Origin of the sequence: Photobacterium halotolerans DSM 18316 (assembly GCF_000425165.1) — a bacterium.
GTDB lineage: Bacteria > Pseudomonadota > Gammaproteobacteria > Enterobacterales > Vibrionaceae > Photobacterium > Photobacterium halotolerans.
Window position 1 is genome coordinate 160,958 of sequence record NZ_AULG01000013.1, and the last position, 24,189, is coordinate 185,146.

At 52.4% G+C, this 24,189-nt stretch carries 22 protein-coding genes; 10 read left to right on the plus strand and 12 right to left on the minus strand.

Annotated elements, in window-relative coordinates; genetic code table 11:
- Positions 1-13: 13 nt before the first annotated feature.
- The 3 genes from H511_RS22230 to H511_RS22235 form a co-directional block, all read right to left on the minus strand.
- Entirely contained in the window at positions 14-1,252 is a 1,239-nt protein-coding gene (locus H511_RS22230; RefSeq protein WP_051287699.1) for an acyltransferase family protein, read from the minus strand.
- 328 nt (positions 1,253-1,580) lie between these two features.
- The gene (locus H511_RS0101985; protein ID WP_027250803.1) at positions 1,581-2,648 is read right to left on the minus strand and encodes an extracellular catalytic domain type 2 short-chain-length polyhydroxyalkanoate depolymerase; all 1,068 of its coding nucleotides are present in this window, start codon (positions 2,646-2,648) and stop codon (positions 1,581-1,583) included.
- A gap of 233 nt (positions 2,649-2,881) precedes the next feature.
- Positions 2,882-4,117 carry an MFS transporter gene (locus H511_RS22235; protein WP_081669142.1) on the minus strand — a complete coding sequence of 412 codons (1,236 nt, stop codon included), beginning with the start codon at positions 4,115-4,117 and terminating at the stop codon, positions 2,882-2,884.
- A gap of 116 nt (positions 4,118-4,233) precedes the next feature.
- Here H511_RS22235 and H511_RS0101995 point away from each other — a divergent pair, with 116 nt between their 5' ends.
- On the plus strand, positions 4,234-5,130 hold the full coding sequence (locus tag H511_RS0101995) for a LysR family transcriptional regulator (protein WP_027250804.1): 897 nt from the start codon (positions 4,234-4,236) through the stop codon (positions 5,128-5,130).
- A 46-nt stretch (positions 5,131-5,176) separates the two neighbouring features.
- Here H511_RS0101995 and H511_RS0102000 read toward each other — a convergent pair whose 3' ends face one another.
- On the minus strand, positions 5,177-6,061 hold the full coding sequence (locus H511_RS0102000) for a LysR family transcriptional regulator (protein WP_036758405.1): 885 nt from the start codon (positions 6,059-6,061) through the stop codon (positions 5,177-5,179).
- A 98-nt stretch (positions 6,062-6,159) separates the two neighbouring features.
- On the opposite strand from H511_RS0102000, the gene H511_RS0102005 reads away from it, so the two are divergent.
- Entirely contained in the window at positions 6,160-6,678 is a 519-nt protein-coding gene (locus H511_RS0102005; RefSeq protein WP_027250806.1) for a lactoylglutathione lyase family protein, read from the plus strand.
- A 90-nt stretch (positions 6,679-6,768) separates the two neighbouring features.
- On the opposite strand, the gene H511_RS0102010 is transcribed toward H511_RS0102005, so the two are convergent.
- From H511_RS0102010 to H511_RS0102040, 7 genes are all read right to left on the minus strand, one after another.
- Entirely contained in the window at positions 6,769-8,745 is a 1,977-nt protein-coding gene (locus H511_RS0102010; RefSeq protein WP_027250807.1) for a BCCT family transporter, read from the minus strand.
- 399 nt (positions 8,746-9,144) lie between these two features.
- A complete protein-coding gene (locus tag H511_RS0102015) occupies positions 9,145-9,756 on the minus strand; it encodes a DUF1190 family protein (RefSeq protein WP_027250808.1) in 612 nt (203 codons plus the stop codon).
- 11 nt (positions 9,757-9,767) lie between these two features.
- The gene (locus H511_RS0102020) at positions 9,768-10,184 is read right to left on the minus strand and encodes a DUF350 domain-containing protein (RefSeq protein WP_027250809.1); all 417 of its coding nucleotides are present in this window, start codon (positions 10,182-10,184) and stop codon (positions 9,768-9,770) included.
- 43 nt (positions 10,185-10,227) lie between these two features.
- A complete protein-coding gene (locus H511_RS0102025; RefSeq protein WP_027250810.1) occupies positions 10,228-10,863 on the minus strand; it encodes a YjfK family protein in 636 nt (211 codons plus the stop codon).
- A 17-nt stretch (positions 10,864-10,880) separates the two neighbouring features.
- Positions 10,881-11,909 carry an ion channel gene (locus tag H511_RS0102030; RefSeq protein ID WP_027250811.1) on the minus strand — a complete coding sequence of 343 codons (1,029 nt, stop codon included), beginning with the start codon at positions 11,907-11,909 and terminating at the stop codon, positions 10,881-10,883.
- A 65-nt stretch (positions 11,910-11,974) separates the two neighbouring features.
- A complete protein-coding gene (locus H511_RS0102035) occupies positions 11,975-12,664 on the minus strand; it encodes a PspA/IM30 family protein (protein WP_027250812.1) in 690 nt (229 codons plus the stop codon).
- The gene (locus tag H511_RS0102040) at positions 12,661-13,059 is read right to left on the minus strand and encodes a DUF2170 family protein (RefSeq protein WP_237582802.1); all 399 of its coding nucleotides are present in this window, start codon (positions 13,057-13,059) and stop codon (positions 12,661-12,663) included. Before H511_RS0102040 ends, H511_RS0102035 begins: the two co-directional genes overlap by 4 nt.
- Before the next feature lie 384 nt (positions 13,060-13,443).
- Here H511_RS0102040 and H511_RS0102045 point away from each other — a divergent pair, with 384 nt between their 5' ends.
- Positions 13,444-14,436, plus strand: a complete 993-nt coding sequence (locus H511_RS0102045) for a hypothetical protein (protein ID WP_027250814.1) — start codon at positions 13,444-13,446, stop codon at positions 14,434-14,436.
- 11 nt (positions 14,437-14,447) lie between these two features.
- Here H511_RS0102045 and H511_RS0102050 read toward each other — a convergent pair whose 3' ends face one another.
- Positions 14,448-15,347, minus strand: a complete 900-nt coding sequence (locus H511_RS0102050) for a LysR substrate-binding domain-containing protein (RefSeq protein WP_027250815.1) — start codon at positions 15,345-15,347, stop codon at positions 14,448-14,450.
- A 91-nt stretch (positions 15,348-15,438) separates the two neighbouring features.
- On the opposite strand from H511_RS0102050, the gene H511_RS0102055 reads away from it, so the two are divergent.
- The 7 genes from H511_RS0102055 to H511_RS0102085 all read left to right on the plus strand — a co-directional run bounded on the left by H511_RS0102055 (position 15,439) and on the right by H511_RS0102085 (position 24,160).
- Positions 15,439-16,359 carry a DMT family transporter gene (locus tag H511_RS0102055; RefSeq protein ID WP_027250816.1) on the plus strand — a complete coding sequence of 307 codons (921 nt, stop codon included), beginning with the start codon at positions 15,439-15,441 and terminating at the stop codon, positions 16,357-16,359.
- 273 nt (positions 16,360-16,632) lie between these two features.
- A complete protein-coding gene (locus H511_RS0102060) occupies positions 16,633-19,305 on the plus strand; it encodes a nitrate reductase (RefSeq protein ID WP_051287700.1) in 2,673 nt (890 codons plus the stop codon).
- Positions 19,302-20,153, plus strand: coding sequence for a uroporphyrinogen-III C-methyltransferase (cobA, locus tag H511_RS22240; protein ID WP_051287701.1), 852 nt, complete (start codon positions 19,302-19,304; stop codon positions 20,151-20,153). Before H511_RS0102060 ends, cobA begins: the two co-directional genes overlap by 4 nt.
- A gap of 78 nt (positions 20,154-20,231) precedes the next feature.
- The gene (locus H511_RS0102070; protein WP_051287703.1) at positions 20,232-20,837 is read left to right on the plus strand and encodes an ANTAR domain-containing response regulator; all 606 of its coding nucleotides are present in this window, start codon (positions 20,232-20,234) and stop codon (positions 20,835-20,837) included.
- Between the two features lie 145 nt (positions 20,838-20,982).
- The gene (locus H511_RS0102075; protein WP_248616559.1) at positions 20,983-22,326 is read left to right on the plus strand and encodes a CmpA/NrtA family ABC transporter substrate-binding protein; all 1,344 of its coding nucleotides are present in this window, start codon (positions 20,983-20,985) and stop codon (positions 22,324-22,326) included.
- A gap of 12 nt (positions 22,327-22,338) precedes the next feature.
- The gene (locus H511_RS0102080; protein ID WP_036758411.1) at positions 22,339-23,310 is read left to right on the plus strand and encodes an ABC transporter permease; all 972 of its coding nucleotides are present in this window, start codon (positions 22,339-22,341) and stop codon (positions 23,308-23,310) included.
- Positions 23,311-23,335: 25 nt separating this feature from the next.
- Complete coding sequence (locus tag H511_RS0102085) at positions 23,336-24,160, plus strand: ABC transporter ATP-binding protein (protein WP_027250821.1); 825 nt, start codon at positions 23,336-23,338, stop codon at positions 24,158-24,160.
- The last annotated feature ends 29 nt before the right edge of the window (positions 24,161-24,189 follow it).

Sequence of the window (24,189 nt, forward strand, 5' to 3'; positions counted from 1 at the left end):
TGGTTTAACGCAGTCAGGTAAAGCTAAACAGCGGCTGAATCTCAGCCACTGGTATTGTATTCAGCGGTTGTGCTTTTGATACTTCTGGCCTGATGCGTTTGTCTCCCATTGCCCGCATCCATTTCATCAAGGGGCGTTCGAACAAGTAGTAACTGCATACAGACACAAAAATTAGTACAGCGGTAAAGATAGAAATACCTGTCAGCACAGTGACCACGGATGTTTGCGCATACCACCATGCGGTCCAGTCCGGGTTGATATGATGGATCACTTCCACCCCTGCGAGTAGCAATACAGAGTGCCACAGATAAATGGAATAAGAGATATCACCTAAAAATTGCGTGACTTTATTATCGAGTAAACCGAGCAACAACGAAGAACGATTCTGCTGGTTGGCCGCGACGAGTACCAAAAGTGCAAACAGCACATAAGTCGTCATCGTAACTGCGTAACTGATGCTGAACTGAAGCACTGATATTAAAGCAATGATGAGCGCAATCAGTAACCCATCATGATTCACCCAGCTTTTCATTCTGGGACCGAATGAGATACGGGATAACCACATGCCTAATGTGAAGTCACAAATGCCCCGGACAAATGCGTTCAGTGTTGAAGTGATATCCAGTGTTCCATGCATGCTAACCATACCGCTCAGTACCAGCATAATCAGAACCGGGAGCCAGGCATTACTCTTTGCCGGTCGCAAGAGCACTGACATAAGCAATGGAAAGACCAGGTAGCACAGCCATTCAATACTCAGCGACCATCCAGCAATGTTCCAGCTTAAAGGCTGGGAAAGGATACCATTTACCAGAAACAGGTTTGGCAACAGGGTTTCGGTTCGGTTAAACGGGCCGGTAAAAGGTGGAATTCCTGTTGCACCCCAGGCGTCAAATAATGGGCCGGCATAAAAGCCGATTTGGTGAATTGATTTGTAATATTCCCAGATAAAGAGTGCAGCGAGGGTGACAAAGAATAGAGGGTAGATACGGCTGAAACGCAACCACACAAATCCTCGCCATTTTTTGAAGCTACTGCCTGTGGCGAAAGTGGATTGATAAACATACGTCATGACAAAACCGCTCAAGATGAAAAAGATATCTACCCAGAGATAGCCGTTTTCCAGAAAATGTGTGGATTGCGCAATACTGTCTCTCCACTGCGGAAACAGAATTAAACGAGCATGAAAGTAGGTGACGATGAGCGCGGCAATACCGCGAATAGGTGTTAATAAAGGGAGCTGACGTTGCATGTATTTGTCCTGTTTTTATGTTTTCTGTACTTGCAGAAATTGACCACGCGATGGGTCACTGGTCGTCCTGACATTGTCTGTGATTATTTTATGGCGAGAAATAATAAGTGTCTTGTTGCATTTCGTTCTGCGGGAGATGGGAGGGTAAAATCGTGACTCTCGTGACGTATTAACTGTAACCAATTGAAATATTGGCAGTTCAATGCAGTATTAGAAAGAAGGTGTCCGCTACGGAAGAGTCTGAACGAGAGTTCTGTTTGTTTACCATGATTGTTTTGACCAGCACGAGGGTATTAGTATTGATACGGCATTTCTCGCGCTGGTCTGATTATCCTGCACTGACCAGACGATCTATCATTCCCTTGATCGCCTTCATCTGCGGGGCGTCTTTGGTGTAATAGTTGTAGGGCGGCTGGCTTAAGGTACTGTAACCCCAGAAATCCCAGCAGCCGCGGGGGTTGTAGGGGATGAATTCAGACTTTTTCACCTGCGGGAACAGCACAATGATCTCGTTGGTATCGGCAACGTTCAGGTAGCCGGTTTCTTTTATGTAAGTGGTGCCGATAACGGCAATGCCCTGGCGGCAACCGTGGACAGCGACATGCACTTTGCAGGATGCCGAGCGGCAACTGGCGGGAATGTAGACATACGCAGTGTCGTCCATGCTGGTGTGTGGACTGCTGATAAATTCACTTTGATCGAAGGCCACTAAGTCACCGTTCGGCGTCGCAGCAGGTGGATTCAGCGGGCCGTAGATGTGGGTCAGAATTCGCTGTGCCTGCGGGATATCACAGTTATTGATATAAGGCGCTTGTGTGAGATCGCAGGGGGTATCTGCCGGATCGCTGGTGATAAAGGCATGGCCGGCATTGACGCTGCTGTTATAGCGGATCTGCGATTCAGGTATCCCCAGCTGTTGGTAAAAGGTGACTGCAGAATCGACCACACCTGTGACGACTGTTTCATCCAGCCTGCCCGAAAAAAGGTAAACCTGATCGTTTTTGAGGTGCTCAGTATCGTCTATCCGGCCGTTGTTGGCGGTTACTTTCGCCAGCTCTGCCAAGTATCCGCTGTTGGGAAACAGGGTTGACGAACAGCCAATCAGGCTATTTTCGCAGGGGTTCATGCAAGTTGTTGTCGCGTTGATCAGCGGGTTCACAAAGGGATTATTGCCCGCGCAGTTCCAGGGGCCACCTGCAACAATCCCCGCCCCGACCAGCGATTCAGAAAAGGCCACATGAAATTGCGCCGCCATGAAGCCACCGGACGACAGACCAGAAATCGAGGTTTGATTGGCTTGCGCATTCAATGGCGGGAGCAGCACATTTGTTGCCTGAGTTGATACAGAGAACAGCAATGCAAAAGTCAATAAACGTTGTAGCAGAGTGTGCAGCATCCTGAACTCCTGTCTGGTTAGATGACGTCCTGTCGTACGCTTTAAACGAGCGTCTGGTAAGGAGTATAGGTGCGAATAAGCAATGTGTTGCGCAATTGTGAATGTCAGATTTGCAGCTATCTAAAGGCGGGTACTTTTGAAAGTGGCTGAAGTGACAGCCACTGCCTGGGTTATTGTGGTTTTATTTCTATCGACTATTCGTGAGAGCCGGTTATTTACCTATGGTACACAACTCATCCCGTCTGATTGACCTTATCAAGGCTAATCAATGACTTGCCTTTCCATAACACTGGCGTGCAGGCAATTAAGACGATTGCCACATAAGTCATTGCTGAAAAATCGACAGATAAACCCGCTTGCAAGGTAACAAGCAGGCTACCTAAGGCGCCGCCCAGCCCGACCGAGAAATGCTGGAGAGTGTTTTGCAGACCGATGAAAATCACACGATCTTGTGGCGTGAGAGCGCTTATTAATTCGGTAATTAAGATAAGCGTTCGCACAGAGCTGACAATGATAAAAATAACAAAGGCCAGTGCGGCAAGATTTACATTTTCTGTATGAAAACCCATCCCTACAGCGATCGCCATCACTAATGAAAGTCGTGCGATTAACTTGCCAACTGCAACATCACTCATTTTCGCTCTTGCGTAATATTGAATGAACACAAAAGAGCCCAGACCGCTTGCCATGTAACACAAACTCAGAAGTTTTTCAGAGATAGCGAGGTTTACCGTTAGCATGACAGGGTATTGGGTTGAAACGACAAAAGTGCTCAAAATGGCGGTGAAAATCAGTGCAGCAGAGAAAAATAATCGTTTGTAATTGCTGAGTGGGTTCACTGGCGTATTTTGCACCCTGTCCTTCGCATATTCTGATGCCTGTAATGGTTTGGGAGAAGTAAAGTGAACGATTAAAAGCAAGATGGCAGAAAATATCAAAGCCATGCCTAACAGCTGAAAGCCAAACTGCCAGTGGGTGCCGGCGGACACCATGATGAGACCTGGTACACCAAGTGCGAGGGCTAACGGAAATGCACTGACCAATATTGCCGTGTTTTTCTTTTTTTTCTTTTCATCAGAGATCAAGATTAAATAATTCAGGTTTACAACAGCCAATGCTCCGCCAAAAATTCCCGTCACTATCCGAGCCAACAGCAAAAGATTAAAGTTATCCAGTGTTGAGGTAATGAGCGTCGTCATCGCGATACCCGCAAGATAAAAAAGGATTCTCTCTCGTTCACGAGTCACATCCTGTGAGCCTTTGATAACCAGGCAAGTCAGTGCTGCAGCAATAGCGTAAACAGACGTCAGATAGCCAGACTGTGATGCCGGAACTCTCGCTTCCATGGCCATGACCGAGCTGAAAGGCACTATGATTAGCGCATCCAGTGCAACCAGAAAATGAATCATAAAGCAGATATAAAGACTGTAATCAGAGATGCGGCGTGATGAAAAAAATGAAGTGAGCATTGTTAAGCCTTTTGGTCTTTAGGGGTAACTCTTAAGAAAGACCTTATTGTATTCGCCCGAATTGAGTAATAAAGTGCGGTTTATTGGTTTGATAATCCAACATTTCGGGATAATAAATGATTGAGCAGATCGAGCAGCAGTGGTTGAAAAGTTTTCACTGCGTTTATGAGTACAACAGCTTTAAAAAGGCAGCAGAGCAGCTTAATTTACCGACATCAAATGTCAGCCGTCATGTTGCTTTACTGGAGGAGAAGCTCAATACCCGGTTACTGGAAAGAACGACGCGTCGTATGACCCCAACCGAGGCAGGTGAACAGCTTTATTCTACGACACGGGTCTTGTTAGCGGCGCTGAATGATGCGCTGGAAGAAGTCAATCAGCGCTCTCAAACGGTAGCAGGCCAACTCAGAATCCTGATGCCAGATATTCCGGTACTCGCAAAGGCAGTCGTCGCTTTCTGTGTTGAGCATCCTGCAATATCGTTATCTTGTGAAACCAGCCTGAGCCCTAAAGAGAGTTTACTGGATGGGTTCGATCTGATCCTGAGCTATCAGCGCGGAAAAATTACCGATAGTGGCTGGGTGGCGAAAGAGATCGTCAGGTTGCGAAGCATAGTGGTCGCGGCACCGGACTTGATCAGACAGCATGGCCGTCCTCATAAACTGGCTGATTTGAACCACTTGCCTTGTATCAGTAGCTTAACGGCGCTAAATGGCGCCCCCTGGGTATTCAGGCATTCAAACGGTCAGTTGCTTACGCAGAATGTGAAATCATCATTTAAAGTCAACAGCGGCAACATGGCAAAGTTTGGTGCGCTGGCAGGTCTTGGTTTCGCGATATTGCCTGAGGAGTCATGCTCCGATGAAATTAACGCAGGCACATTACAGATCATAGAGTTAGACGCTGAACCTGAGCCTCTGATCCTTTACGCTTTCTATGCCGGTCGAAAACATTTGGCTAAAAAAATCACCATCTTCGTTGATCATTTGCAAAAACACCTGAGCACTCAGTGAGTCAAACACTGTGAATGCAGCGCGTTTGGGGGCTTTTCCCGGTTGCTCAGGAAGACTGCAGTGTTTGCCGGATACAGTCTGTGAACCAGCTGTAACGAGAGGCCAGCTCGCGATGGCGTTTCCGTACCAGATACAAAGGTTCTCTGGCATTGACGCTGCGGTGCAGAATACGCAGATCCTGTGCGTACGGGGATTCCAGAATGGTACTTTCCGGAAGAGCGGTAAAACCGAGCCCGAGTGAAACCGGCAGTAAAATCTGGCTGAGCTGATTAATGTAACCGCGTACCGGCAGCGAATCGTGCGGCATCGAAAACGGCAGATCCAGCAACACACTGTCGAGATACCGGCGGGCATTGGGGTGATCGATGAATCCGGTTGCTGTGAGCAAGGCTTGCGACAACGTTGATTCACTCTGTGTGGCAGGAAAAACCAGACACAGTGTCTCTTCACCGATTCGCTCACTGTGAAAACGCGCCTGTGCGGGCGGCTCGGTGACAATACCCAGATCGATTTCGTCCTGTGCCAATAAGTGAAGCACACGTTGATCCGGCGCGGATTCAACGCCCACCACCAGCCCCGGATGGGCAAGCTGGCGCTGAACAAAAAGCGGGTAAAGCTGATTTGCCAGCGTACCGGACATGGCGAACCGGCACGGACCGGATTCCGGGTTATCGAGTAACAGGGCTTGTTGCAGGCGCTTTTCTTCTGTCACTAAACTCTGACAGTGCTGATACAGCACTGTGCCTGCATGGGTCAGTTCAAACTTTTTCCCTGTCCTAATCAGAAGTGCTTGCCCCAGTTGCTGTTCCAGTTTCCGGATATGCTGGCTGACGCCCGGTTGGGTCATATGAAGCCGGGTCGCGGTTTCTGTGAACTGGCCGACGTCGACCAGAGTGGCGAAGGTGTGGAGCCATTGTCTGTTGAGTTTCATGGATAACAAATCGTGATAGAAATGAGAATAAATGATAATTTTTAATTCGCATTTTGGCGAATTAAAGTGAAGCACTCAACAACAAGAGGGTTTCAACAATGAAGACAGACGAACAAATGCCTTACCCAAGAACGTTTTCTCATATTGGTATTTCAGTGCCGGATCTGGAAGCGGCGGTGAAGTTTTATACCGAGGTGCTCGGCTGGTATCTGATCATGTCACCGACCGAAATCGTCGAGGATAACAGCGCCATCGGTGAAATGTGTACCGATGTGTTTGGCGAGGGCTGGGGACGGTTTCGGATTGCGCACCTCTCAACAGGCGATCGCATTGGGGTGGAACTGTTTCAGTTTGATAATCAGCAACAGCCGGAAAACAACTTTGAATACTGGAAAACCGGTGTGTTTCACTTCTGTGTGCAGGACCCGAATGTCGAGGAACTGGCAGAGCGTATTGTTGCTGCAGGCGGGAAAAAGCGCATGAAAGCACCGCGCTATTATTACCCGGGCGAGAAGCCGTATCGCATGATTTATATGGAAGACCCGTTCGGGAATATTCTGGAAATCTACAGCCACAGCTATGAACTGCATTACGCCAGCGGTGCCTACAGCAAATGAGCCGATTGTGATTTTCACAAAATGGGATATAAAAAAGCCAGCATCGTATAGGGATGCTGGCTTGTTCAGTCGTATCAAGAAACTGAAACCTTATGACAGGGCAGGTTCTTCCTGAATGTTTTCCGACGTTGCCAGATGCAGGAAGTGCATGTGGCGCTCGTACTGGGTTAAGGCATCGGCAATGATCTGTTCCTGGTTGTAACCCATCACATCATATTGCTGGCCGCCCTGCAGCAGGAAGACTTCTGCGCGGTAGTAATCGTTATACGATTCATTGGCATAGGCTGGCAGCGCGAAGTGGCGCAGGCGAATGCCATAGGCAAAATCTTCCACCTCTTCTTTCTCAACCACTAACCGGACACTCGATTCATCCAGCACCTGAAGTTTGGCCGCCAGGCCTTGAACTTTCATTTCCTCGACCAGGTTTTTCAGAGCAGGTATGGCGGTTGAGGCCATGAAATTCTCAGCTTCATCCTGTTTTGGATGGTTCACCATGGCCGAAATGCGGGACTTCCAGCTCACACTGGCCTGGGTGTACTGCACGCTGGTGTTGTGTGTCTGAATACTGTTTTGCAGCATGTAGTCATTGCGCAGTGCTTTGAACAGGCAGTAACAGAACAGCAGCATCAGAATCATGATCGGGAAAGCGCTGGCAATGGTCATAGTTTGCAGGGCAGACAGACCACCGGCAGCCAGCAGCGCAGCGGCCACTACACCTTCAATCACGGCCCAGAAGATACGCTGCCAAACCGGTGGTTCAGCCGCACCGCCAGAGGTCAGGGTATCGATAACCAGCGATCCGGAGTCGGAAGAACTCACAAAGAAAGTGATCACCAGTGCCACACCGATGACTGACAGTACTGTCGACATAGGCATATGCTCGAAGAACTTAAACAGGGCAACGGGCACATTTTCACTCACAGCCTGACTCAGATAAGTCGCACCGTGGTTCATGATGGCATCAATGGCGGTGTTACCAAAGGCGGTGAACCACAGGAAGCCGAACAGGGATGGGATCAGCAGTACGCCCACCAGGAATTCACGGATAGTACGGCCACGTGAAATACGGGCGATGAACATACCCACGAACGGTGACCAGGATACCCACCAGCCCCAGTAAAGCAGGGTCCAGCCACCGATCCAGTCTTCTTTCGGCTCATAAGCATAGAGGTTGAAGGTTTTGTTTACGATATCACTCAGGTAAGCCCCGGTGTTTTGCACAAAAGACTTCATGATCAGAGCGGTTGGACCCGCAATGATGACAACGGCCAGCAGCAGAACGGCCAGGAACATATTGATGTTCGACAGACGTTTGATACCGCCGTCCAGGCCCAGAACAACGGAGACGGTGGCAATCAGAGTGATGGCGGCAATCAGGATCACCTGAACTGTGGTGCTTTGCGGCATATCAAACAGATAGTTGAAGCCCGCATTGACCTGCACCACACCAAAGCCCAAAGAAGTCGCCACACCGAACAGCGTACCGATCACGGCAAAAATGTCGATCACATGACCAATAGGGCCATAGATTTTGTCACCAAGGATAGGGTACAGGGCTGAGCGTGGCAGTAATGGCAGCTTGTGGCGGTACGCAAAGTAGGCCATCGCCAGTGCAACCAGCGCGTAGATACCCCAGGCATGTAATCCCCAGTGGAAGAAAGTAATCTTCATCGCTTCACGCGCCGCTTCTACCGATTGCGGATCACCGACAGGCGGAGATGTGAAATGCATGACAGGTTCTGCGACGCCGAAGAACATCAGACCGATGCCCATACCGGCGGAAAATAACATCGCCAGCCAGGAGCTGTAGCTGTAATCAGGTTCGGAGTGATCGGGCCCAAGCTTGATATCACCCAGACGGCTGAACATGACCAGAATGAGGAAGATCAAAAAGATGGCGACAGCCAGGATGTAGATCCAGCTAGCCTGTGCGATGATCCAACCTTGAATATTTTTAAAATAGGCTTCCATGGCTTGCGGCCACATCACGCCTATAAAAGAGAGAGCGGCAATGAAAATTGCCGAGGTAAAAAATACCGGTTTATTTAAATCTGACTTAATTTCCATAAATCCTTCAAATCTTACGGTTGCTGTGTCCGATTAGGGGTGCGCCATGATAGTGGCAGAGGCCTTGGTGAAAATTGATATAAATCAATTCAACGGACAGTGAAATAGGCCATATCAAAAGCAAAATTTTGCGCTATGGCCTCTTGTTAAGCAGGTATTCCAGATTTTCTGCTTATGAAAAACGTGTGGATATTATCAATTTTTTGCTTAGTGTTCAAAGTGTGAGCTTGGTCTACTTTTGGGTTTTAGCTCTAAATGTTAATTTATATCCTTGTTTATTAAGGAAAATGTATCAATTTGACTGGGCTGATAAAAAAGTTATCAGGCGATTGGTCTGAGTTGTAAATTCGGAGGCCAAAAAAGAGCGCCTGTCGGCGCTCTGGGTGACATCAGGTCAGATTATCCGCCCCAGCTCCGGCTGGAAGAACTGCCCCAGCTGGATTTTGCCGCCGCACTGGAACCAAAGCCACCGCGCGAGATGGTGCGGCTGACGGTCGGCTTGGGTTTCATCTGTTCCGTACCGACTTTGATCTTTGAGTTTTTATAGCGGTATGAACCGTAGTCATAGCCGTCGGCAGTAGTCCAGCGGCCGTAATAACGGCTGCCCGGATAGTAGGAGCTGAACATTGGCTGGCTGTAGTAACCGCGGTTACTGTCCAGCAGCCGGGCAAACATAAAGCCAGCCATTGCAGGCATGAACCAGTTGTTTTCCGTCGATTTCATGCAAGAGTTCATGCCGAACTCAGTGGTACAGTCCTGCAAGTTTTTGTATTTCGGTGCTGTACGCTCTGCTTCCTGCAGTGCATTCTGATAGGCCGCTTCACACTGCTCGGAATAGCCCGGGTTGTCATCTTTGCAGTCATTGACCGTATGGTAAATCACCGCATCTTCCTGTGGATCGCTGCAACCGGTCAGCAATCCCGCTGTAATGGCTGCGGTAACAGGTGCAATGGCAAAGGGGCGCCATTGTTTTCGCATGCCGGAAAGATTGACGTCTTTAGTCCGTTTCATGACAGTCCCCCTTAATAGGTCATGCAGGCCGCATTGAGCAGGCCAACTGACACTGAGGTGGCAGCCATCAGCAGACCGGCAGGGATTTCACCTGCTTCAATACGCTCGGCAATACGGGGCATGAAACCAACCCGGACAATCACATAGGCAAGCATCTGCGCCAGTAAGGCCACGACACCCCAGATAGAAAAGTCAATGAAGTTCACCGAGTTGCTGGCAGCACCGGAGATCGCCAGCGCATAACCCAGAATAGAACCGGACAGGGTAATGGCCGCAGCGGTGTTTTTTTCTTCTTTGACCAGTTTCCACTCGTCATAAGGGGTAATGCGGACAAAGATGATCTTGAACAGCATCAAGAACACGATAGAAATGGCAAAATAAACGACAAATGAGCCTAGCCCGGCGAGTGATTGTGTCAAAAGATCCATGTAAATCCCTGAAATTATAAATGTTTAGTGGTTATTATCTGACTCAGCCAATAAGTTTAAAATCTGTCGGGCTGAGGTCAAATCCTGTGCTCAACACCAGGCTGCGCTCGGCCCTGTTGTTGAATATTTTCTCTTCTGCAGACACCAGAAGCACTTCTTTTACCGCGGCTTCTGCGTCTCTCTCGTATACCATGACAAACTGATCGGTAGAACTGGTCGTCCCGTTCTGCAGCCAGGTTTTTTCTGTCATAGCAACAGGGCGACTGTTTTCCCACACTTGTTGATAAGTGAAGTCTTCCAGCTGCCACTGGCCTTTGACTATCCCTTTGTCCAGTAAATGCTGCCATTCACTGTCCGTATCGACAGGTTTGCTGTCAAAAAAGTAAAACAGTTTTACCTCGCTGACATCGGCATCACCGGCACCATGAGCCAGCACCTGAACAAAGCCCTCGTCATCGGTGTAATAGCGTACCAGGCGTGTCTGTTCGTCCAGCCAGACTTCCCCGACCGCCTGGATAAGCTGGGTACGCGCTGCGCCTTCAATCATCAGAGACGGCTCGGTAAGGCGCAGTTTTAAATCATCCAGCTCAAAAGCACCGCCTAGGCGAAGACCGATGATCTCTGGGGCGGCCGGCTCAGTGGTCTCAGCTTGCCTGCGTTTTTTTAACCAGTCGAACATAGTTACTCCTTGCCGGTTTAAGACGGCCAGTTGAAATTATTGACACGTTCATCGGCGATATAGAACAGATTGGCGCCGGGCAATACGGCCAGATCCAGCGGCGGGTTCAATTCCACCCCCTGTCCGCGATCGATAGCTATCAGAGTGGCCTCGTGTTCTTCTTTGAACAGGGTAAACAGGCGACTGATTTGTGTCGGGGCTGCTGTTTCAGGATAGCGGACTGCATACTGCGTCATGCCGTGATGGGTACTCAGCAGTTCATGGTGAAGCTCGCTGGAACCCGGATCGACGGCGGCTTTGGCCAGCATTTCAACCGCCACGGACGGAATACATTCGGCCTTGGGGCAATGCGATTTCAGCAAGTCGCTCAGTCCTTCATCCGTGAAGTAGGCGAGCAAATGCGCATCGGGGTTGCGGCTTGAGCAATACAGTGCTGCTGCCAGCGTCACATCGTCTTGCTCGTTATCTATGATGATACAGCTTGCCTTGCTGACACCGGCTTTGTCCATGTCAGTGGTGTCGGTAAAGCTGACCACCCGCACAAAATCAATCTCACCCGGCAACGGGTTTTCCATTTCAGGGCGGACACACAGCACAATGTGACGACGCTGTCGCTCTTCGTGCTGCAGCATTTTAATCAGGTGCAAGGTTCGCTGGTTATTCCAGCCGAGTACCAGAATATGGTTCTCCACGTTAATTCTCCGTTTTCCGAGCAAGCCACTTTTCCAATAGCCAATAAAGTGCGTAGCCAGGCGGCCAATACCAATGGCGAACAGACCCAGACCGCCCGGAATGACAAACAGGGCGACCACCCATTTTCCGGCTTGGGTTTCCGGGGAATAATCGCCGTAGCCGACGGTAGAAGCCGTCACAACCAGATAGTAGAAAAAGTGGGTTAATGAGTGTGTAAGCGCCTGCTCACCCGCAAGTTTAAGAAGTAACCAGGACAAGCCGACATAGCACAGCAGCGTAATGAGCAGATTTCGACCATTGAGTTGATTGAATTGTTGATGGGCCCAGCGGCGGACCAACAACCAGATAGACATGCCTTTCTCCTCAATCCTAAGGGCTGATCAGCCATCGTTATGGCCTCAGCCCCCGGGACTACCGCTTATTGACGACCAAGAATGCGTGCCAGTTCATCTTCGGCAGAGGCCGTGCCCCCGCTCCTGATTCCGGCGTCGGCCAGTTTCTTGTCCAGTGCACTGCCGGATTGTTCGGCTGCCATTTCTGCAGACGCTTCCAGCTGAGCGGCTTTTTCCGCCTGACGCTGCTTGATACGCTCCAGCGACGAGGCCGCGGTATGCATTTTTGCATTGGCACCGACGTGACCGGATGACACAGCAGACTGCGCCTTTTGCACCGCTTCATTGGCTTTCACCACATCCACTTGCTGCTCCAGCTGACGAAGCTTGTCTTTGGCCTGAGCGATGTTGGTTCTCAGTGTTTGCTCTGATTGAGTGAACTGATCCAGATATGTCTGTTCGGCCTGCTGTTCATTACGCAGGCTGGCGACTTTCTGTGCACATTCCAGTGCTAAGTCCTGCTGGCCTTTGTCCATGGCGTTACGGGCATAGGTTTCGTATTCGGTGATCCCCAGATTAAAGCTTTCCACTTTTTGCTGAGACAGTTTCCGTTTGGCCACTATGCCAACCAGCGCTTCATCAGAGCGGCGCAGCTCTGCTTTGGCTTCACGGATTTCCTGATCGAGAATGCGCAGCGCCTGGCTGTCTGCGACGGCTTCTGCGGCTTCGTTGGCACCGCCTTTCATTGCGGTGAAGAGTTTTTTCCAGACACTCATGCCGTTTGCTCCTTGAGGAAGTCCTGGTACAAATCAATAAAGGCTTCAACATTACGGAAAAGCGTGGCGACTTCAATCACGACGCTTTCTGCTTTTGACTGGGAAGACAGTGAACCAAAGGCAATGTAGTAATCGCTGCCATTGATTTCATTGATCCCTATGGTCGACAACGGGAACATCTTATGGGTACGCAGTATTTCACGGTTCAGTGCATCGGTGTCTTTCACCTGCCCGGCGTCAAATAATAAGACTTCGACCAGAATCTGCTCACCTGAAACCGCCAGAAAAGCTTCAATGTTGTCTTCATTACGGATCAGTAACGCCTGACCCTGTACGTCGACTTCCCAACCATCATGGTCAGACAGCAGGGGAGCCAGATCGGAAAGTTGCCACATAGTCAGCATCCTTAGATTAAGAGAAAATAAATCTGTTATTCAGTCGCACAAAAGCATTCGACTGTTACCACCTGATGAAGTTCCTGACTGATGATGTGACAGAACAGGAACACAAAGGTGCCGTTGAGTGCACTAATATAAGTTAAATGAGCGGCTGCGTATGCCCTTCTGCTCATAATTGAATGCGGGATTTGCCTTTTATCGTTTTATTTTGTGATATGTACCTGAAGAAACAATGTGTTATTCATTGTAACGAATCTTTTGCAGCGCTGGTTTCGTGAGCGTTACGGCCAGTGAAGCAAATGGCCAGTACAGTAAATAATGGTACTCGCAGGAAGGCTATACTTAGCACAATCTCCTGGTGCTGATTGCTGAGTTGTCGTCATGACCAAAAAAAATCTGTTGCTGAGGTTCATACTGCCGCTGTTGCTCGCCATGATCCTGGGGGCTGTGGTACTTAATATTTACACCCATAATACCAGACCTGCTGAGTTACATCTTTCCGGCGTTGCGCTGCCCCCGTTTTCGGGGGAAAAGTCGGTGTTTCTTTTGCCCGAATTGGTCACCATGAGCCAGAAAGAGTACAGCGCTCTGATTGCCGAGCGAGAGGCATCGACTGAACAAGATCCCATCCCCGGCGAGTGCCAGCGCTGGTCAGCCATCATGCCTCCCTGGTTGTTGTGCGGGGATCCCGGATATCTTCAGCACACAGATCAGATGAAGCAGTTTGCCTCTCCCTCTCAGTTGGTGGTTGAAGGATTGCTGCAGGCGAATGCGCGCCAGAATGCGCTGTATATTTATCACATCAAACGTGATCCGGACGCTAAAGGCAGCTTGCTGTCGCGGCTGGATGTTTATATCCAGGATGACGGTGTGCCGCATTACTACCGCTACGACGCACTGGGAAAGTTATCCAATCTGCCTTTGAGTGATTTACCCCAACCTGTGGCCTATATAGAAGATGAGGTGAATGCCGGGCTGCAGCCCACCCTGCGTTTCAGCTTTACCAACAGCGGGGCAAGAGAGGCCACCCTGAATACGGTGCGCAGTGAGCGGGTATTTGTCGTCACGGCGCCTGCCCGGACGGGGTATCCCGGCGAACATATACCGCCAAGGCTCACGGTTCCCGCACAGGGTATGAGTCTGGGACCGGCGAATGATGAGACTGTGACCCTGGCCGAGCCTGTCGTACTTCAGTCGAAGCAGGACAAAGCGCTGGAAATTCCCCTCAATATTTTAGATCTCGGTCAGGGGGATTCTCCCGGCTATTTGCTGGTGCGCTTTTATCTGGATTATTTCGATGGCGCTGAGAACCAGTCAATGCTGTTAGGCAATTTTCTGTTCTCTGATTACCTGCTGCTGGCGGAAGAAGAGTAATCCTTGTCTGTTCATGTGCTTGCCAGCCGGAATTCGTGATGCAGCCAGGTCCGCAGTGTTAATACACTTTCCTGAACCAGCTTTTCTTTCTGACAGACAAAATAGTAGGACTGGTAAGGATTGCGTACAGACGGGCCGATTTCCGTCAGCAGTCCCTGCCTGATTTCATCCCTGACAAACAGGCGATGGGTGACCAATATACCCAATCCCCTCAGCGTTGCCTGCACCGCCTGGATCGAAGCGGTAAAGCAAAGGTTGTGACGCTGGGCCGGTACCGGCAGCTGATTGGCCTGACACCAGATTTGCCAGTCATTCTCACGCCTCGGGTTGGTGACAAAAATGGGGTGATGGGCCGACAGCATGGCGTCTGCGCTGAGCGCACTGTTGGTGTCGATGAGTGACGGCGCGCAAACCAGGATCAACTGGTCGTCACCGAGCTTTTCGCAATGATAGCCTTGCCAGTCATCTGAACGGCCGTGAATCAAAGCAACGTCTACCCCCTCTTTGTCGAGATCAAACACATGGGTCAGGGTAGAAATACGAATATCAATCTGAGGCGCCAGAGCCTGAAAATCGGGCACTCTGGGGATCCACCAGTGCAGCGCCAGCGAGTTCACCATGTTCAGCGTCAGCCGGTATGGGTTCTGCCGCTGTAAGGATTCACCGGCAGCCACTATCTGTTCGAGTGCCGGAGCCACCTGGCGGTAATATTTGCGACCATTTCTGTTCAGCTCCACCCGGCGGCCCACACGCTGGAACAAGGGCAAACCAAGCTGGTTTTCCAGCGATTTTATCGCCTGGCTGATAGCCGAATGACTGACATGCAGGGCTTCAGCAGCGTCAGTCATGCTGCCCGTTTCTGCCACCGCTACAAAAGCATAGAGTGATTTCAGTGCTACGAGTTTTCTCATCTGTAAGTTTTTCTAACAGTTTTGGTTAATATTATTCGCTTTTTTATCGTTTGTAACCTCGTTAGACTCCTCACCAGCTAAGGAGTACTTAATGACAACAGATTTGCGCCCTCTTTTTTTCATGCTGGCTTCCACCTTCAGTCTGTCGGTAAACGGTTTGGTGTCCAAACTGTTAAGTGATCAGATCAGCGTAGAAATGCTCAGTTTTCTGCGATTCTCAATACCAGCCGTGTTACTGATGTGGTTGATGTCGCTGACTCAGTGGGCCGTACCCGACAGCAAAAAGCTTTGGCAGTCACTGGGGATCCGGGCATTCTGTGTTGCTGCCGCTCAGCTGTGCTTCCTTTTTTCACTGAGCCACTTGAGTCTGGTGGAAACTGTGGTGTTGTTCAGTACCGGGCCGCTGTTTATTCCTGTGTTAGAAAAACTGTTATTTCACACCCGGATTCCGCCGATGACGGTCATGAATCTGATGATCACCTTTTTAGGGGTGGTACTGATGGCGGGCAATGCCGGCGGTTTTGCCCTGCGGCCGGAGCTGATCGTCGGGGTAGCGGCGGGGGTGTTCAATGCCGGATCCCAGGTCAGCCTGTACCGGGTGAGTAAAGGGAGCATGTCGGCCTTTGGCTTAAATGCCTGGTGCTTTACGCTCGCCAGCCTGATGCTGCTGCCGCTGGTACTCTTTACCCACAGCACTGACAGGCTGGCAGCCAGCTGGCAGCAGCTAACCGATCTGCAATCGCTGCTGTTACCGTCGCTGCTGTTGCTGGCCGTCTGCATCGTCAATACCCAGGTCTTTCGGGTCAAAGCCTACCGCCTGGTGGAATCCGGCTCCAGCCTGGCGCCGCTGATTCTGACCAACCTGCTGTTTGCTTTCATCTGGCAGATTAGCTTCTTTGAGCAGACTTTGGTGTGGAACAAAGTGGTGGGTGTCAGCCTGATTGTACTGGCGACCCTGTTCAACACGTTCGGCCGGGTGTGGTTCAGGCAGCGGCAGGCGCGGCTTGGCTAAGGGGCTCCCCAACTCAGTGCAGCTGTGCACTAAGATTGGCTGTCTTAACCTGCGCGGCATCATGCGGCGGTGTTGTTATCAGAGATAATTGTCTGAAATAAAACAACTTTGGCTGTTTGGTGAAAACTGGCACACAAGATGCAAAACAACTAAGGTACACGACATTCAACACTTGATACTTTGGTTTTAGGCATTGCAGCCACGTCCTCTCCCGGGGGCGTGGCTTTTTTTATGCCTGAAACCGGCGCTAAGCGGGACGCGAAGGAGAAGAATATGAGCAACACAGCCGGTCAGGTTGCAGGATGTAAGCAAGGTGAAGCAGTGAAGTCAGCCTGTCCCTATTGTGGTGTAGGTTGTGGTGTGGCGGTGCAAGGCAAGTTTCAGTCCGGCAGCCTGACCAAGCAGCCTGAAATAGTCGGTGATGTCTCTCATCCTGCCAATCATGGGGCTCTTTGCGTCAAAGGATCCGCACTGAAAGAAAGCCTGAACATACCCAATCGCCTGCTGTATCCGCGCCTGGGGGACAAGGAAGTCAGCTGGTCTGCTGCCACCGATGCTATCGCACAGAAGCTGAAGGAAACGGTTGCCAAACACGGCCCGGACAGTGTGGCCATGTATGTATCCGGTCAGTTGCTGACAGAAGATTACTATGTTGCCAACAAGCTGATGAAAGGCTTTATTGGTACAGCCAATATCGATACCAATTCACGGCTCTGTATGTCCTCGGCGGTGGCGGCGCATAACCGGGCGTTCGGTGAAGATCTGGTCCCGGTTCATTATGACGATATCGCAACAGCGGATCTTATCGTCATCGTCGGCGCCAATACCGCCTGGACGCACCCGGTATTGTTTCGCCGTATTCAGCAGGCCCGTGAAGCAAACCCGGATCTGCGTCTGGTCGTGATCGACCCCAGACGGACGACAACGGCGGAGCAGGCCGATCTCCACCTGCCGATTGCGAACGACGGCGATGTGCTGCTGTTTAACGGCCTGCTGCGTTATCTGTCTGATCACCATGCGCTGGATGACGATTTTATCGCGAGGCATTGTGAGGGCTTTGCGTCGCTGAAAGCTGAAATCAGCCGCGAGCCATACCGTCTGGCTCGCTGCGCGGAGACGCTGGGGCTGAGCCGGGAGCAGCTCAACGCTTTTTACGCGATGTTCAAAGATTCCCCGCATACCCTGACCCTGTTTTGTCAGGGTATTAATCAGTCGGCCAACGGTACCGATAAAGCCAACGCAATTATTAACTGTCATCTGGCCACCGGACGAATCGGTAAACCGGGGGCCGGACCATTCTCGCTGACCGGGCAACCCAACGCCATGGGCGGCCGCGAAGTCGGCGGGCTGGCAAACCAGCTGGCAGTCCACAGAGGCTTTGATCCGCAATCTGTCTCAGCGGTCGGCGATTTTTGGCAGGCGCCGAATATGGCCACTCAACCCGGGCTCAAAGCGGTTGAGCTGTTTGAGGCGATTCACCAGGGCAAGATCAAGTTTGTCTGGATTATTGCGACCAACCCTGTGGTGTCTTTGCCTGACAGCCGCAAAGTGGCGCAAGCCCTGGCGCGCTGCGAGTACGTGGTGGTGTCGGACATTTCGCCGGAAGCGGACACGGCAGCATTTGCTGATGTGTTGCTGCCGGCGGCCGGCTGGGGCGAGAAAGACGGCATGGTGACAAACTCTGAAAGGATGATCTCCCGTCAGCGGGCGTTTCTGCCTCCTCCCGGCGAGGCCAAAGCAGACTGGTGGGCTATCTGTGAAGTGGCTAAAACAATGGGCTTCAGCGGGTTTGATTTCGCCACGGTGGCGGATGTGTATCGCGAATACGCGGCCTTAAGCCGCATTAACCAGAATTCACCTTATCTGTTTGATATTTCAGCGTTAGCGTCAATGACGGATGCTGAATATGCCCACTGGCAACCGCAGCGCTGGCCGCTGGGCAGGGAGTCACACCTGTTCAGTGACGGGGTCTTCCCGACCGCCAGCGGCCGCGCCAGTCTGATCACTGTTCGTCATAACGAACAAGCGACCCGGCCCGGCGTCTGGTGGCTCAATACCGGACGTCAGCGCGATCAATGGCACACTATGACGCGCACCGGGCATATAGCCAGGCTGGCCGAAAGCGAAACCGAGCCGACTGTGTATATTCATCCGCTCTCGGCCAGTAAAAATCAGCTCAGCGAAGGACAGCTGGTGTCACTGGGTTATAACGGCAACCACATGCTGGCCAAGCTGGCGGTCGATGATGGCTTGTCGCCAAACCAGCTCTACATGTCGATGCACTGGGCCGGGGCATTTGGTTTTGCCAGCCGGGTCAACCAGATGGTTGCGCCTGAGGTTGATCCCGTGTCGGGCCAGCCTGCCTTCAAATCGGCTGGTGTGACGCTGTCACCGGCCCGGGCGGCCAGCTACGGGATCTGGATGGGCGCGCTGCCACCGCCGTTTGAGACAGATTTCCTCAGTTTCCAGACCGGAGAAAAGATCAATATCTGGCGCTTTGCCTGCCGCACGCCGCTGTCTAAATCCCACCTGTACGGCATCACACCGCAGGCCTTGGTGATTGACGATACCGGCAACGGCGGCTGGACGGCGCTGATGACAGCCGACAGCCGGTTAACCGCCATGTGCCTTGTGAGCGAGCAGCCACTCCGGTCTGATCCCCAGCCCTATACCGGCTTGTTTGACAAGGCGTTTTCGGTCAGTGCTTTTCTGGCACTGGCGATCCAGGGACAGGCACCCTCAAAACTGGTGTGCAGCTGCTTCAGGGTAACGGACAGGCAGATTGTACAAGCCATTGAGCGCAATGGACTGACCAGCCTGGCGGGATTGCAGGCGCAACTCAAATGCGGCTCTAACTGCGGGTCTTGCCTTGGCGAAGTAAAGGCGCTGCTCAGACAGACGCAAGTGAACACGGAAGAAGCAGTGACGGAAGGAGAACAGGTATGAGTACAGCAAAACCAATGACATCGACACACAGCACAGCGACGGTAACCCGGCTCCAGTCGGTGCCGCACCGCCCTTCCGTCAGTCTGGTGGGGGCGGGGCCGGGCGATCCGGAGTTGCTGACCTTAAAAGCCCTCAAAGCTATTCAGCAGGCCGAAGTGCTGGTGTATGACCGCCTGGTCAGTGACGCCATTCTGGCGATGGCGAACCCGGATGCCGAGCGTATCTATGTGGGTAAGCGCTGCGGTCAGCCCAGCATGAAGCAGGAAGCCATTAATCAGGTACTGATCGAGCAGGCCAGACAAGGCCGCTATGTGGTGCGCCTGAAAGGTGGCGACCCGCTGATCTTCGGCCGTGGCGGGGAAGAAGGGCTGGCGCTGGCGGCAGAGGCGATCCCGTTTGATTTCGTGCCCGGCATTACCGCTGCCATTGGCTGCGCGGCATCCACCTCCATCCCGCTGACGCACAGAGAAATGTCCCGTTCAGTCACTCTGGTCACCGGCCATGTGGTGTCCGGTGCGTTACCTGCCTGGGCGCAACTGATTGGCGCGGGACAGACCATCGTCTTTTATATGGGGCTCGAGCAGGCCAGAGAGATCCACAGCGGCCTGACACTGGGCGGCCTGAGCAAGGACACACCGCTGGCTGTGGTCATTAAAGGCTGCACGCCGGATGAAAAAGTCCATGTGTCGTCATTGGGCAAGCTCACCAAACTGGGGCAGGCATTAAAAGGACAGTCACCGGCATTACTCATCATCGGCGATGTTGTTGCACTGCGTGCCACCCTTAATCAAGCACTTAACTGCAACGATACCACCGAGACTAACCCTAAAGAGGTATTTTACGGCTGATTTTGACTAAGTGGCTGATTGCTTGCTTCTTTATGTATGAATGCGTGTTGAACCATTGTGTACAGGGAAGACAGGCCAATGGCAAAGTCAGATCGAAAGCAAGTCGCCACCAACCATAAAGACACCAGTCAGATACTGGTTTGCAGCGACTGCACCCGGGAGCAGGCAAAGCTGACCGGCGAACTGGCGGCCAGATATGACAATGTTATCGGTTGTCGCTTCAGCCAGCTTGCGGCACTGACGGCACAGACGCAGGACAGTGCACTGGTGATCAGCTGGGCCAGAGCCGATGCCGAGCTGAGGATGCTGGTAGACCATGCAGACAGCCAACGGTGGCCGCTGGTGGTACTGCTCCGGCAGCTTGAGCATCAGGATATCGACCGGCTCCCTGCACCTAATGGCTATGTGCTTTTACCGGCAGACTCAGCAACGGCGCTGAGTGTATGGGTAGAAAGGGCATGCCAGGTCAGGGACAGCCAAAGTCAGATGGAAAATGCGCTGGCGACGCTGAATCGCCGCCTTGAGGACAGGCGGCTGGTAGAGCAGGCCAAAGGGCTGCTGATGAAGCATCAGGGGCTGGATGAAGCAGAGGCCTATCGCCTGCTCCGTGAAGCTGCCATGCACAACAGCCAGAGTTTGGGGCAGATTGCGAAAAACCTGCTGCTGAGCCTGAACCGTATATGACCCGGCGCTAACGTCACGCGCCACTGAAAAATTGATCACTACAGCAACGTCGCTGCTCCTTTCGGGGAGGGCGGCGTTTTTTGTTTTTAACGCTTTGTTTTTTATCTATGGAAGAGGTTTGGATATGGAATCGATCAATCGATGGATGATAGCCGGCATCGCAAGTGCCAGCCTGATATCGCTGCCGGCACAGGCCCAGATAGGCCCGCCGGAAAAAGATGAGCTGAAGTTCGGCTTTATCAAGCTGACTGATATGGCCCCGCTGGCCGTGGCGTATGAAAATTTCTTTTTCGAAGACGAAGGCCTGTATGTGTCACTGGAAGCCCAGGCCAACTGGAAAGTGCTGCTGGACCGGGTAATTGACGGCGAACTGGATGGTGCCCACATGCTGGCCGGGCAGCCGATCGGTGCCACCATAGGCATAGGTACCCAAGCAGAAGTGATCACGGCGTTCAGCATGGATCTCAACGGCAATGCCATCACGGTGGCCAATAACGTCTGGGACGCGATCAAGCCGAACCTGGCGAAAACGGACAACGGCACTCCCCGGCACCCAATCAGCGCCAGCGTGCTCAAACCCGTGATTGCCTCGTATCAGGCGGACGGTAAGTCGTTCAACATGGGCATGGTGTTTCCTGTCTCCACACACAACTATGAGCTGCGTTACTGGCTAGCCGCCGGGGGAATACATCCGGGGTATTACGATCCGGCCCACGGCGACAACAGCGGCCAGCGTCAGGCGGATGTGCTGCTGAGCGTCACCCCACCGCCGCAAATGCCGGCGACGCTGGAGGCCGCGACCATTCAGGGATACAGCGTCGGCGAGCCCTGGAATCAGCAGGCCGTATCCAAAGGGATAGGCGTACCGGTGATTACCGATTACGACATCTGGCGTAACAACCCGGAGAAAGTGTTCGGGGTCAGCAAAGCCTGGGCCGATGCCTATCCCAATACCCATATTCGAGTGGTGAAAGCCCTGATCCGCGCCGCGCACTGGCTTGACGAAAAAAACAATGCCAACCGGCAGGAAGCGGTGGCCTTACTCGCCCGCAGCCAGTATGTGGGGGCAGATGCCAGGGTGATTGCCAACAGCATGACGGGCACCTTTGAATATGAGAAAGGCGATATCCGCCCGGCGCCGGATTTCAATGTGTTCTTCCGCTACCACGCCACTTACCCGTATTACAGCGATGCCGTCTGGACCCTGACCCAGATGCGCCGCTGGGGGCAGATCCCTGAAGCGAAATCCGATGACTGGTATATGTCGATCGCCAGACAAGTCTACCGGCCGGATATCTACCGTCAGGCCGCTGAAGCCTTAATCGAAGAAGGCAAGCTGACGGCGGCCGATTTTCCTGACTTTGACCAGGAAGACGGTTTCCGTCCTCCCCAGCAAGGTTTTATCGATCAGATCACTTTTGATGGCCAACAGCCCAATGCCTACCTCAACAAGTTCGCGATTGGTCTGAAAGGCGACGACACACTGTAAGGAGTACCGCTCATGGCATCGATTCTCACATTACCGGCTATCCCGAAACCAGCCCGGGTGATTCATTTCAGTCGCGGACTGGCCTTTCCTGCGCTGGGACTGCTGGTTTTTCTGGTGATCTGGCATCTGGCGGCCAGTCAGGTCAACACCTCGCTGGGGACTTTACCCGGCCCCGCGCAGACCTGGCAGCAATTCAGCGGTCTGGTGGACGAACATCAGCGTGAACGCAGCCGCGAAGCCGCGTTCTACGAGCGTCAGGAAAAGCGCAATACCGCCATACTGGCGCAAAATCCGCAGGCAGAGGTGAAAACCCGTGAGTACACAGGTAAGCCGACTTTCTTTGATCAGATTGGCACCAGTTTGCTGACCGTGGCCGCCGGTTTCCTGCTGGCTTCTGCCTTAGCCATTCCTGCCGGAATCGTGCTGGGGCTGAACAAGAGTCTGTACGCGGCCTTTAACCCTGTGATTCAGCTGTTAAAACCGGTGTCGCCGCTGGCCTGGCTGCCTATCGTCACCATGGTGGTGAGTGCGCTCTATGTCAGCGATGACCCTCTGGTGTCTAAGTCTTTTCTCAATTCGCTGTTTACCGTTGCGATGTGCAGCCTGTGGCCGACCTTGATCAATACGGCAGTGGGCGTCACCGCGGTCGATAACGATCTGCTCAACGTTAGCCGGGTACTCAAGCTGTCGCGCTGGCAGCATGTCCGAACCATAGTGCTGCCGTCTGCCGTGCCCATGATTTTCACCGGTCTGCGCTTGTCGCTCGGTGTGGCATGGATGGTGCTGATCGCCGCAGAAATGCTGGCGCAAAACCCGGGGCTGGGCAAGTTCGTCTGGGATGAGTTTCAAAACGGCAGCTCAGCCTCACTGGGCAGAATCATGGTGGCCGTTGTGACCATAGGTTTTATTGGTTTGCTGCTCGACCGCGGCATGCTCAGCCTGCAACGACATTTTTCATGGAATAAACAGCTGAGCCTGCGCTGAGTCAGCTGAAGACAAGGAGAGAACCATGTCACGCGAATATTTATTGCTCAGTTATCTGGGAATGCGATTTCCGACGCCAAACGGCGAATTTGTGGCGCTGAAAGACGTCAACTTCACCATCAATAAAGGAGAATTCATTTCTCTGATTGGTCACTCAGGGTGCGGTAAATCCACCGTGCTCAATCTGGTTGCGGGCTTGCTCGATGCAACGGACGGTGGGGTGATCCTGGAAGGCCGTGAAATTGACGGGCCGGGACCCGAACGGGCTGTGGTGTTTCAGAACCATGCCTTGCTGCCCTGGCTGACCGTGTACCAGAACGTCGAGCTGGCGGTGAAGCAGGTCTGCAAAGGCAAAGCGTCGGCGGCGATCCGCGATGAGGTGATGCATTACCTGCAACTGGTGCAGATGGATCACGCCCATGACAAGCGGCCGGATGAAATCTCCGGCGGGATGAAACAACGGGTCGGCATTGCCCGGGCGCTGGCCATGCAGCCCAAGGTGCTGCTGATGGACGAGCCCTTCGGCGCGCTGGATGCCCTGACCCGTGCGCATCTGCAGGATGCCCTGATGGCGATTCAGGCCGAGCTCAATAACACCGTCATTATGATCACCCATGACGTCGATGAGGCGGTGCTGCTGTCAGACCGCATCGTGATGATGAGCAACGGCCCGGCGGCGACGATCGGCGAGGTGCTGGATATCGAATTGCCGCGGCCAAGGGACAGGGTCGCGCTGGCCGATGATCCGGTTTACCAGCGGCTGAGACAAAGCGTGCTGCGTTTCCTCTATGAGAAACAGCGCAAGGTGGAGCCGATCCCGGACAAGAAAAGCAACAAGAAAGTGGCCTGATCGGGCGCAGCAGTGACATCGCGAATGTG